The following is a 12,108-nucleotide window of genomic DNA, read 5'->3' as shown; positions in this document are numbered from 1 at the left end:
ATGGGGTAAAAAAAGAACTGCCTATGCCAAACGGTTGGTGATCAGCAAGTTAAGCATGTTAGCCTGACGGCTATGGGGTTGAAACCCTGGGTTATGATTGGGAGGAAGTGGTCAGCGCTTTGCGCTGTTCTGGAAAGCGGACTGAAGTCCGCGGCCTCGGGGCACCCGTGCCCCGGGCTTGTATCGAGGCGAAGCCTCGAGGGGACTTCAGTCCCCTTTTTTGTCCTTGCCCCTATAGGGGGCACCCCGCTGTGTCTTAATCATGGCCCAGGACTTCAGTCCTGGGAGGACTTGCGGGTCGGCTGGGTTATGGTTGGGAGGAAGTTTTCAAGCGCTGTGCGCTTGTTTGTTTTAAGCGGACTGAAGTCCGCGCGGCAGCAGAGCTGCCTTATTATGGAGGCTTGGTTTAGCGGGAAAGCTTATCTTTGTGGGGTAAATGAAGAAAGATTATTGTTTATGAGCGAATTTGATGAGCGGGCACGGACCTGGGATCAGAAGCCCGGGCGACTTAAGCGTGCAGAGGCTGTGGCTGCTGATATAAAGGCGGCCTTGAGCGCGCGCGGGTTTTTGGAGCGGCCCGGGTTAAGGGGTCTGGAGTACGGAGCAGGCACTGGAACCTTGGGCTTGCTGTTGCGGGATGTTTTTGCTGAACTAATCATGATGGACGCCTCGCGTGAAATGGTGCGGGTGATGGAGGAGAAGTGCAGGGCTTTGGAGCAGGAGGTGCAGGATGACAAGCAGGAGGACAAACAGGATGGGAGCGTTGCAGACCTTCACCCGGTGTTTGTGAATTTGGAGCAGGAGGCCTGGACCGGCGCTCCGGTAGATGTGGCTTTTGCTTTGATGGTTATGCATCACGTGGGAGAGTTGGAGCTGGTTTTGCGCAGGCTTTACGATTTGCTTGACGAGGAGGGCTGTCTGATTGTGGTGGATTTAAAATCGGAGGATGGGTCTTTTCATGGCGAAGATTTCGACGGCCACCTGGGCTTTGAACCGGAGCGCTTTTCGGCCCTGCTCAAAAACCTTGGCTTTACCAGGGTGGATCATCATATTTGCTATATCATGGAAAAGGAGACCGCTGCGGGGCTGCGGGAGTTTCCCTTGGTGATGTGGGTGGCCTCCAAGGAGAAGAAAGTTGGGTGAAGAAGGACCGGGTGTCGGAAGTTTTTGTAATTTTAGAGTTTGATTAAAAACCCATAAGAGTGCGTTTGCTATGATTGGTGTTATAGGGTTGAGTTACAAGTCGGCTTCGGTAGGTATTCGGGAGCGTTTGGCGTTGGATGGCGCTGAGGCACGGGTACTGACGGAGCGTTTGTTGGCCAACGAATATTTTCGTGAGGTGGTGGTTTTATCGACTTGTAACCGAACGGAGATTTATTTTGCGGCGGAGGGGATTTGTACCAATGGGGCTTTTAAAGTGATGAGCACTGTCTTGATGGAGCTTACTGGAATTGAGGAGGATATTCGCACCGCTCTTTTTCAACGCTATCATAAAGAGGCTGTACAACACCTGTTCAGAGTGGTGTCGGGACTTGATTCCATGATTTTGGGAGAGTATCAGATTGTGTCTCAGGTTAAAGCCGCGTACGCAGAGGCTGAGCAGCAGAAAACGGTGGGTCGAGTTTTTCATCGTTTGTTTAATAAAGCTTTGGAATGCAGTAAGCTGGTGCGCATCAGGGCTCCTTTTAACCAAGGGGCCTACTCGGTGAGCTATGCTGCGGTGGAGAAATGCAGTGAACAGTTTCCTAATTTGGTGGATCGGCACATTTTGGTTATTGGTGCCGGGGATACCGGTGAGCTGGTTTTGAAGAATTTTGTAAAGAAAGGTTGTAAAAATATTGCCGTTACCAATCGCACGCACGATAAGGCGGTGGAATTGGCTGCAGCCTATGGTGGCAGGGTACTGCCTTTTGATGATTTGATGCAGGGCGTGCACGATGCGGAGATTATTGTGACCTCGGTGGCCGCGAAGGAACCCCTTCTGAACGCAACAAAAATTCGTCCCCATTTGAACGGGCACGAGCGTATTGTGATGATTGATTTGGGCGTACCGCGCAACATCGACGTCGATGTTGCAGAAGTCCCCGCGGTAAATCTGCTCAATGTCGACGATTTAAAAGAAGTAATTGCTGTGAATACCGAACGCAAACAAGAGTACGTGTCAGTGGCAGAGGCGGTGGTTGAAGAAAAGGTGGAGGAATTTACCCAATGGCTCAACGAACAGAACCTGGCCCCTGCCATTCAGAATATCGACAAGGCCATTTCACGGCTTTATCAGCGGGAACTGGAAACTTACCGCTCTTCCTTCTCAGAGGAAGAGTTTGAGCAGGTTCAGAAATTCAACCGCTATATTTCCAAAAAGATTAAAAACAAGCTGGTGAAGCAGCTCAAGGAGGTGACCGACAACGGACGCAGAACGGAGTACATTGGGGTCATCAATCTGTTTTTTGAGGAGCAGAAGAAGTAGCCGCACCGGGCGCTTCAGCGACATAAATCAGACAAAATGAAGGAGCTTATTCGAATAGGCACCCGTGGCAGTCGGCTCGCAATGTGGCAGGCACACGAGGTGCAAAAGCAGTTAGAAGCTGCTTTTGAGGGACTGAAAACCGAGGTGGTGGTGATTCAGACCAAGGGGGACAAGATTTTGGATGTGGCCCTTTCAAAAATTGGCGACAAGGGGCTGTTTACCAAGGAAATTGAGCAGGCGCTGCTCGATGGGGGCATTGATCTTGCTGTACACAGTCTTAAAGACATGCCTACCGAACTTCCGGAGGGTTTGCAGTTGGCCGGCGTTTTGCCCCGGGGCGAAGTCCGCGACGTGTTTTTGTCGCGCGATGGCCGTCGTTTGCACGACTTTTCGGGCAACGACAAAGTCGGCACATCGAGTCTCCGTCGCCAGTCCCAGTTGCTCAATCACTATCCCTATCTGCAGTTGGTGGACATTCGTGGAAATGTGCAGTCGCGCATTCAAAAGATGCAGGATGGTTATTGTGAGGGTTTGATTATGGCCGGTGCCGGTATTCAACGGCTCGGACTGGAGGATCTTATCACGGAGTATTTGCCCATCAGTACCATGTTGCCTGCCGTAAGTCAGGGTGCTGTGTGTTTTCAAATAAGAGAAGACGATGAAGAGATTTGGCCCTTTGTGGAAGCCATAAGCGATGGCTCTACCTGGCAAAGGGTGATGGCCGAAAGGGCCTTCTTGCGCACCCTTGAAGGAGGGTGCCAGGTGCCGATAGCCTGTTATACTGAATTGCACGATGGCCTGATGGAAATTCAGGGCTTGGTGGCTTCGTTGGATGGAACCAAATTGCTGCGGGAGAAATGTATTTGTATGCCGGACGAGGCCACAGAGTTGGCCATTGAATTGGCTGAAAAATTGCTGGCATCGGGAGGCGAAGCTTTGTTAAAGGAAATCAGAGGGGCATAGTGCCGCCCCGCGAGGTATTTGTGCAGGCATGGGAAGATCAACAAAATCGCAAACAGAGACAGCAGCAGTCATTCGCACTTTTCCGTTGCCGGAGGGCGAAGATCCTTTTGCGCGGGAAGTGAACCAGCAGGGATTAGACCTGATCGATTTCTCACTGATTGAAACGGGGCCTGTAGATTTTGTTGTGCCACGGCCCTTGTCCGATTACGATTGGCTGGTATTCACCAGTAAAAACGGTGTAAAGAGTTGGCATAAACGCTTTGCCAGCTGGGACCGCCACAAAATTGCTGTTATTGGTCCACCCACCGCCCAAGCAGCTGAAGCCCTTGGTGCTTCTGTTGCCTTTTGTGGGAGTGGGCATTCCGGCGCCGTGTTTGCCGAGGAGTTCTTGCCCCATTTGAAGGGAGACGAAAAGTTGTTGTTGGCATTGGGCAGTCTGGCTCGTCCGGTGCTGGCCGATAAGCTCATAAGTACGTTGCCCAATTTGGTGCTTGACCGGGTAGACGTGTACGAAACCAGGAGTGTAGCTGTGGTGGATGCTGAGGTGCTGGAGCGCATCAGGTCCGGTCGCTACCACTGCATCGCAGTTTCGAGTCCCTCCGCCGTGGACCGACTGATTTTGGCTTTGCGTGGCGATCAGTTGGGCGCAGCTACCTTGCAGGAGCTTGCGTTGTGTCGGGCGCCTCTTGCTCCGGAGTGGGGAGCGCTTCATTTGCGTTTGGTCAGCATTGGAACGGTGACTTCGGAGGCGATACGTGCCTATGGTCTGGAGCCCTGGGCCGAGGCCGAAGAACAGAGTTATGCGGGCTTGGGCAGGGCGTGTGGCCTGTAGGGGTGTGGTCAGAGCTCAGGACACGGTGGTCCGGTCCCAGGAGTCGGTGGTCAGAGGCCAGTAGTCTGCTGTCAGAGGCCAGGAGTCGGTGGTCAAGTCCCAGGACTGAAGTCCTGGGTTATGATTGGGAGAGAGTTGTCAGGCGGCAAAGCCGCCTGTTCTGGAAAGTGGACTGAAGTCCACACGGCAGCGGAGCTGCCTTTAGGATGGAGAGAGTTGTCAGGCAGCGGAGCTGCCTTTATATAAGAAAACGTGGTGCTATGTATCCAGTTACGAGATTGAGAAGATTGAGGCGGACGCCTTTTTTGCGGGAGATGGTAAGAGAGACGGAAGTGAAGGCCGCCGACCTGATTATGCCTTATTTTGTGTGCCCCGGAAGCGGGGTGCGTAACCCGATTGCCTCGATGCCGGGAAACTTTCAGCTGAGTATTGATCAGCTGGTAGAAGAGGTGCGCGATTTGGTGACAAATACCGGGGTGCGCAGCATCCTGCTGTTCGGGATCCCCGAAGAGAAGGATGAGACGGGCGAGGTTGCCTGCAGTCACCATGCCATTGTGCCCCGTGCCATCAAAGCTTTGCGTGAAGCAAAACTGGAGGTGCTCATAGTTGCCGACGTTTGCAATTGTGAATATACCACCCATGGGCATTGCGGCACGCTGGTCGATGGGGAGGTGGACAACGATCTTACCGTAGCCACGTTGGCCCGGCAATCGCAGACTCTGGCCGAGGCCGGTGCAGATGTGATCGCCCCCAGCGACATGATGGACGGTCGGGTGGCCGCCATACGGCAGGCACTCGATGAAGGTGGCTTTTCCCAGTTGCCCATAATGGCCTATTCGGCCAAATTTGCCAGTGCTTTTTACGGGCCGTTTCGTGACGCAGCAGAGAGTGCCCCCAAGTTTGGCGACCGCAGCAGTTACCAGATGGATCCGGCCAACAGTAATGAAGCTTTGCGCGAGGTAGAGCAGGACATTCTGGAGGGAGCCGATATGGTTATGGTTAAGCCGGCTTTGAGCTATTTGGATGTAATCAGAAGGGTGAAAGACAACTTCAATATACCGATTGTTGCCTACAATGTAAGTGGAGAGTTCTCGATGGTGAAGGCGGCAGCTGCCAATGGATGGATAGATGAGCAGCGGATGATTCGGGAGATCTTGACTTCGATCAAGCGGGCGGGAGCCGATGTGATTATTACTTATCATGCTCGGGAGTTTGGGCTGGGGTAGGCCCCCAGGGGGGGCTGCCCCAGCCCAAACCCCAGGACACTGTGGTCAAGTCCCAGGACTGAAGTCCTGGGTTATTATTGGGAGGCAGTTGTCAAGCGCGTTGCGCTTGTTCTGGAAAGCGGGTTGAAACCCGCGACCTCAGACTAAAGTCTTCGGTCATACAGGGAGAAATAGGTCAGGCAGCAGAGCTGCCTGTTCTGGAAAGTGGACTAAAGTCCACACGGCAGCGTAGCTGCCTTTAGGATGGAAGTAGATATAGTATTATGGAAAGAAATATCGAGAAAAGCAGAGCAGCCTTTGAGAAGGCGCAGAAGTTGATACCGGGGGGCGTAAATTCGCCGGTTCGTGCATTTAAGAGTGTGGGCGGAGATCCGCTCTTCATTGATCGGGCTAAAGGGGCTCGTGTGTGGGACCTGGACGGCAACAGCTATGTAGATTTTGTGGCATCGTGGGGACCCATGATTTTGGGGCATGCGCGCGAGGAGATTGTGCAGGCGGTGCAGCAGGCGGCAGCGCGGGGAACCAGCTATGGGGCACCGACTTTGTTGGAGACGGAGATGGCCGAGCTGATTTGTGCGATGATGCCTTCGGTGGATAAGGTGCGGATGGTAAATTCGGGTACTGAGGCCACCATGAGCGCGCTTCGTCTGGCCCGCGGTTTTACCGGTCGCGATAAAGTGGTGAAGTTTGCCGGTTGTTTTCACGGGCATGCCGACAGCTTTTTAATTAAGGCCGGTTCGGGCGCGCTGACTTTGGGGCTGCCCGATAGTCCCGGTGTGACCAAAGCCACTGCCGCCGATACTTTAACTGCGGAATACAACGATCTGGGCTCTGTGGAAGCCTTGTTTGCTGCCCACGGCAGCGACATCGCTGCCGTGATCGTGGAGCCCGTTCCCGGCAATATGGGTGTTATTCTGCCCAAGCCCGGGTTTTTGGAAGGTTTGCGTGAACTGACCCAAAAGCATGGCTCCCTGCTCATTTTTGATGAGGTGATTTCCGGTTTTCGTGTGGCACCGGGTGGCGCCCAGGAGCGTCTGGGTGTGTTGCCCGACCTGACCACTATGGGCAAGATTATTGGTGGGGGACTGCCGGTTGGGGCCTATGGCGGACGCGAAGAAATCATGAATCAGCTGGCGCCTGCAGGTCCCGTTTACCAGGCCGGAACGCTCAGTGGCAATCCGCTGGCCATGGCAGCCGGCATTCAGATGTTGAAAATATTGAAGGGCAATCCGCAAATCTATGTGGATCTGGAACGCAAAGCGGCTCGTTTGGAAGCGCTGTTGCGCGAGGGCCTTCAGCGGACCGGCACCCCCGGTGTGATCAATCGCATGGGCAGCATGCTTACCCTTTTCTTTACCGAAGTCCCCGAAGTCAGCAGTTTTGCGCAGGCCATGAGCTCCGACACGCAGCGCTTTGCTCAGTACTTTATTAAGGCCCTCGATAAGGGCGTGTACCTGGGGCCCTCACAGTTCGAGTGCACCTTTATTTCAGATGCCCACTCCGACGCCGACATCGAATTGGCCGGAAGTGTTTTGTAGCTTATAGAAGACCTGATTGATATGGATAGTATTTTATTGAATACCCTCAAGGGACAGCATACCCCAAGGCCTCCCGTATGGTTCATGCGCCAGGCCGGTCGCGTTCTGCCCGCATACAATGCGCTGAAAGCCTCTTACAGTTTCCGTGATTTGATGGCCGATGCCGATTTGGCAGCCCGGGTTACTTTGATGCCGGTGGACGATTTGGGGGTAGATGCCGCCATCTTGTTCAGCGATATTCTGGTGATTCCGAACGCCATGGGGATGGAGTTGAAGTGGACCGACAAGGGTCCGGTTTTTCCTACACCTTTGAGTGTTTATGACCAACCGGTTGAGCACCTGCAGGCCGATCCCGACAAGCTCAATTACATTTATCGGGTCATCGACCGCATATTGGAGACCCGTCCCGCCAACATTCCCTTAATTGGTTTTTGTGGCGCGCCACTCACCACCATGTGCTATATGTTGCAGGGCGTGAGCAGCAACGGCAATTTTCCTGATGCCATGAAATTTCTGTTCAGTCGGCCCAGAGAGGCCCAGCGCCTGATCGATGCCATTGCCGATTTTTCGGTGCACTATGCACTAAAGCAAATAGAACACGGCGTGGAAGTCTTCCAGCTTTTTGAGACCCATGCGGGACTCATTCCCACCGAGATGTACGAGCAAATGTTTATGCCGGCGGTACGAAAAATTGGTGCTGCGGTTCGCAGCAAGGGCATTCCCTTTATATTCTTTCCCAAAGGATTTGGTACCGGATTCAAATTGGTTACACCCGAGGTTTGTGATTTTGTGAGTGTGGACTGGCAGATTTCGCTCAGCGATGCCCGGGATTTGGTGCATCCGGAGGTGGGACTGCAGGGAAATTTGGATCCGAGGGTGCTTTATGGCTCACAGGACTTGATTGCTGCAGCCTTGGAGAAGTACAAACCATTTTTCCGGCAAAATCCCAAATGGATTTTGAACCTGGGGCACGGTTTCCTGCCCGACATTCCGTATGAGAATGCCTGTTTTGTGGTGGACTGGGTAAAACAAGCACAGTGGTAAAGGAAGAGGCAATTATTGAAACTACAATAAATACCAGGGGCGTAGCCCTGGTATTGGAGGGTGGAGGCTTCCGCGGCGTCTTTACAGCTGCTGTGTTGGATGTTTTTCAGGAAGCTGGCCTGCAATTCCCCTATTTGATTGGCGTATCGGCAGGAGCCGCCTATAGCGTGTCTTATGTGGCCGGACAGTACCAACGCAACCTTGAGGTGAATCGTTTTGTGAACGATCCCCGTTATTGCGGTTTTCGTCATTGGCTGCGCAAGGGCAACTTTTTCAACTGGGATTTTATTTATCACGAAATTCCCACGGCCATCATCCCCTTCGATTACCAGGCCTTTGCCCGATCGCCTTCGTACATTAAGGTGGTGGTGTGCGACATAGAAAAGGGTGCGCCCGATTACCAGGAATTACGGACAGACCGACCAGAGGATTTTCGCGACTGGCTTGCGGCTACATCGGCCTTGCCCATTTTGTCGCGGCCGGTAGCCATCAACGGGAAGCTTTATATGGATGGGGGACTGGTCGACAGCATTCCTTTGCAACAGGCCTTGGCGGACGGTAACGAGCGGGCAATAGTGGTATTAACACGCCCCAAAGGTTACCGAAAAAAAGCCAGTCGCTCCTCCTGGTTTCTTCGTTTGTACTATAGGCGTTATCCCAAGTTGGCGGACTTAATGGCGCAAAGGGCCCGGGTTTATAACCAAAGGTTGGAAGAGGTGGAGCGCCTGGAGCAGGAGGGGAAGGTGTTTGTTATTCGTCCCGATGCGGAGGGCCTGGTTTCGAGGATGGAGAACGATCCGGCTCGCTTACAGGTCTTGTATGCCGATACCTTGCGGCATATGAAGGATATCTTACCCGCCCTTCAGCGCTGGCTGGCTGTATAGCTGGCCAAGAATTGATTCCGACACCTGAACAAGGGGGTAGCGAAAAATACTATTTTTGAAATACCCAAACACGGTGCCGTTATGCAGATTAGTAGAAGAGAAGCAGATGGACTGCGTATTTTTTGGCAGTCACAGAAATCAAGACGGTAATTCGAATAGGATACAGAATAGAACGATCGGATCGCATTCCTTTTTAAGGATCGATCCGATCGTTTGTTATACAGCATGCTTGAGATGCCCTATTTTTTAACTACTTTTTGTTGGGTTGACCAGTTGTCGCTCTCTGCTTTCAGGATGTAGATGCCTGGAGCAAGCAGGGAAATATTGAGCGTATTGGTTCCTTCAACCACCTCTTTTTTCATAACTGCTTTTCCGCTCATGTCAAAAAGGGAGATGATGGCTCCGTTTATTCCTCTGGGGATTTGAACTTCAAGGATATCCCTTGCAGGGTTGGGTGTTATTTGCAGATTCCCAGCCTCAGTACCTTCCATATTTTCAGCATCAAGACTGGCACTCTTAAGGACGGATATCAATTGCCATTGGGCATTCACATGAGAGGTGTTGCTCCATTGTCCCGCAGCTGAGCCGTTGGTAGTCCTGCCCATACCGTCAATATACATTCCTGTTCCCCGGTTTTGAATGCGCACGTAGGTGCCGTCAACATTTATGACGCTCCACTGAGAATTTACATGAGTAGTGTTGGCGTATTGGTTCACATCTGCCCCGTTGGTGGTAAATCCATAGCCATCGAGAAACAAACCAGTGGCTACATTTTTAAACTGGTAGTAACTGCCTACAGCAATCATTTCCCATTTGGAATTGGGATGGGTGGTGTTGCCCCACTGGCATACAGGCGATCCATTAGAAGTACTGCCCATCCCGTCGAGAAACAGACCGGTCGCTCTGTTTTTAATTTGGTAGGCTGTTCCGCCTCCCGAACTGCTGCAGGAATTGCTGACATTGGCATAGCTGCCCGAACCCGAAACGGCAACCCCGCAGTTGCTGCAGCCAGCTTTTACCGTACAATTAACGACGTTCTCGAGCCAAATGCCGATGTTGGTGCAATCTGTAATCTGGCAGTTGTTCAAATGGATGTTGTTGCTTCCCGTGAGCACAAAATAGCCCCGACCGCATTCATCGGCGTACAGCATATTTGTGGTCACGTTGCTGCAGTCGTTAGCAAAACGAAGACCGGCATAGCCGCCGCCGTATGAGCAGCGATATGCATCAACCGTTCCTATTGTTCCATTAATGGTTTTATTGAGCAAAACGCCGCATTCTCCACAGTTTCTAGCTACAATTGTGTTGGCTGTAAAGCCATCTACGCCATAAGTCTCCAGGCCATGGCTGCCATTGTTTTCGAAGCGGCAGTTCTGTACCGAAACATTGTACACCCATCGGCCATCTTCGTAGGGGCGACTTGGATGGCTGTCGACCCTAATACCAATAGAACCTCCATATACTTTCACATTGCTGAAAACCAAGTCGCTCGCTCTGCTTATGCGAATGCCCATATTGGTGTTGTTATTCAGGGTCAGATCATAGAATTCAATGGGACCACTGCCATCGCGTAAAAAGCCATAGCCGCTGTGGTTTTTGTTGAGCGTGTTGTTGTGGAAGCGCAGCACCAGACCTGCCTGTAAGTTGATGGTTGAGGACAAGGTGCCTCCGGTTAAGATATGAACTTCTCTGTTTCCTGTTCCAATGGCATTGTTGATGGCAGTGGCCAGATCGCTCGTGCTGCCCTGGTCCACATTATTTACCCGCCAGATGTAAGTGCTGCCCGATAGCCTTACTTCATTGGTGTAGGCTAAGGCTTCTTGTGCAAACAGGCTCCCAAACATGATTAGAAGAAGCCCTAAAGCAAATTTGTTGAAGTGTTTCATGGTAAAGATGATTAAAGGGTTAAAAATGTATAATATTGCAAATTTGATTAAAAAAATCAAAACAACACTAATTTTTATGCAATATTTTTTGACAAATTTTAACTTACTTATTTTTATTTATGCTTACCACCACATTTCGAGAAGCTGTGAAGCCAGCGTTTTTTAATATTTGTGTACTCAGGTTGTGTGCAGGAAATGAAGAACAGGATGCTGGAATATTAAAGATCCTGAGTTGAAAGGGTGGTGGGTTAGACTACTTTCTCCATCAAAGCAAGGCATTGTGAGCGGTAGCCCGTTCCAAAAAGATTCAGGTGATTCATTACGTGGTAGAGGGTGTACACCGCCTCGCGTCGCTCGTAACCCGGTTTTAAGGGCCATTCTTCCTTGTAAGCCTCGTAAAAGCTGTCATCAAAGCCGCCAAAGAGTTTGGTCATAGCCAGCTCCGCCTCCCGGTGGCCGTAGTAAACAGCCGGGTCGATCAGCACCGGCAAGCCCTCCGTATCGCGCATATAGTTGCCAGCCCACAAGTCGCCATGCAATAAGGACGGCGCTTCTTCACTGCCCCGGAGCAGGTCGGACAGCCCCTCGTCCAGCTGTTCAAAAAGCACTTCAAACTGCCGGTCCACATAGCCATTCTTCCGGGCCAATTCGTATTGATAACGCAAGCGCTTATTTCGGTAGAATTCCGTCCAATCCTCTGCCTCTGAGCCTGTCGGTCGGTTCACCTGGGGCGTAGCCCCAATGAAGTTGTCCTCATAAAAGCCAAAGTTTTTGCTTGAGTATCGGTGCATATGTGCCAGGGTACGACCAAAGTAGTCGAAAAAGTCGCTGCGCCTGGGACCTTCTTCGATTAACTCCAGCAAAAGCAGTTCTTCGTCGGCATACAAAACCTCCGGCACCCTTAAGGCCTCAGCTTTTTGCAATTCCTTCAGACCATTGGCTTCCATTAAAAAGGACGTGGCTTGTCCACCCCCGGTTTTAGTCACCACGACTCGTCCGTCTGCCGTACGCCATTTTTCGGTGCGGGCAATGCAGCCACCACCCAGGGGCTCTGTTTTGACGATGGGTGCTCCCAGTATTTCTGCTGCTTTTTGGAGATGTTTAGTGGCGACCATTTCCAGGACTGTTAATGTCAATTACCATTTTTTGAGCTTTCTTGTTCAGGCTCATGGCTTTCAGAATCATCAGCATTACGAGGAACAAAGATAGCTCTTTTATGTAACTGTATGGCTGTATACTAAATATGCTGTATTGCTATATACTGAAAA

Annotated in this window: 10 protein-coding genes; 8 read left to right on the top strand and 2 right to left on the bottom strand. The window is 51.6% G+C overall.

What is annotated here, in order from left to right; all coding sequences use genetic code 11:
• Positions 1 to 456: 456 nt before the first annotated feature.
• The 8 genes from B4W65_RS17320 (at position 457) to B4W65_RS12300 (ending at position 8,954) form a co-directional block, all read left to right on the top strand.
• Positions 457 to 1,143, top strand: coding sequence for a class I SAM-dependent DNA methyltransferase (locus tag B4W65_RS17320; RefSeq protein WP_158522847.1), 687 nt, complete (start codon positions 457 to 459; stop codon positions 1,141 to 1,143).
• A gap of 70 nt (positions 1,144 to 1,213) precedes the next feature.
• Positions 1,214 to 2,467 (top strand): glutamyl-tRNA reductase, encoded by a 1,254-nt coding sequence (gene hemA / locus B4W65_RS12330; RefSeq protein ID WP_088655469.1) that lies wholly within the window; start codon positions 1,214 to 1,216, stop codon positions 2,465 to 2,467.
• Between the two features lie 36 nt (positions 2,468 to 2,503).
• The gene (hemC, locus tag B4W65_RS12325) at positions 2,504 to 3,430 is read left to right on the top strand and encodes a hydroxymethylbilane synthase (protein ID WP_088655468.1); all 927 of its coding nucleotides are present in this window, start codon (positions 2,504 to 2,506) and stop codon (positions 3,428 to 3,430) included.
• Between the two features lie 28 nt (positions 3,431 to 3,458).
• A complete protein-coding gene (locus B4W65_RS12320; protein ID WP_088655467.1) occupies positions 3,459 to 4,262 on the top strand; it encodes a uroporphyrinogen-III synthase in 804 nt (267 codons plus the stop codon).
• 260 nt (positions 4,263 to 4,522) lie between these two features.
• Positions 4,523 to 5,488, top strand: a complete 966-nt coding sequence (gene hemB, locus B4W65_RS12315) for a porphobilinogen synthase (protein ID WP_088655466.1) — start codon at positions 4,523 to 4,525, stop codon at positions 5,486 to 5,488.
• A gap of 263 nt (positions 5,489 to 5,751) precedes the next feature.
• Positions 5,752 to 7,026, top strand: coding sequence for a glutamate-1-semialdehyde 2,1-aminomutase (gene hemL / locus B4W65_RS12310; protein WP_088655465.1), 1,275 nt, complete (start codon positions 5,752 to 5,754; stop codon positions 7,024 to 7,026).
• A gap of 21 nt (positions 7,027 to 7,047) precedes the next feature.
• A complete protein-coding gene (gene hemE / locus B4W65_RS12305) occupies positions 7,048 to 8,070 on the top strand; it encodes a uroporphyrinogen decarboxylase (RefSeq protein ID WP_088655464.1) in 1,023 nt (340 codons plus the stop codon).
• On the top strand, positions 8,064 to 8,954 hold the full coding sequence (locus B4W65_RS12300) for a patatin-like phospholipase family protein (protein ID WP_158522846.1): 891 nt from the start codon (positions 8,064 to 8,066) through the stop codon (positions 8,952 to 8,954). The genes hemE and B4W65_RS12300 overlap by 7 nt, the downstream gene beginning before the upstream one ends.
• Before the next feature lie 239 nt (positions 8,955 to 9,193).
• Here the strand turns inward: B4W65_RS12300 and B4W65_RS12295 are convergent, their stop codons facing one another.
• Together B4W65_RS12295 and B4W65_RS12290 are read right to left on the bottom strand one after the other, a co-directional pair.
• Positions 9,194 to 10,840, bottom strand: coding sequence for an RICIN domain-containing protein (locus B4W65_RS12295; RefSeq protein ID WP_146697784.1), 1,647 nt, complete (start codon positions 10,838 to 10,840; stop codon positions 9,194 to 9,196).
• 248 nt (positions 10,841 to 11,088) lie between these two features.
• Positions 11,089 to 11,955, bottom strand: coding sequence for a fructosamine kinase family protein (locus B4W65_RS12290; protein WP_088655461.1), 867 nt, complete (start codon positions 11,953 to 11,955; stop codon positions 11,089 to 11,091).
• Positions 11,956 to 12,108: the final 153 nt, after the last annotated feature.

The organism is Geofilum rhodophaeum (assembly GCF_002210225.1).
GTDB classification, from domain to species: domain Bacteria; phylum Bacteroidota; class Bacteroidia; order Bacteroidales; family Marinilabiliaceae; genus Geofilum; species Geofilum rhodophaeum.
The sequence above is the reverse complement of the archived record's forward strand: the minus strand, read 5'-3'. Positions and strand labels throughout refer to the sequence as shown.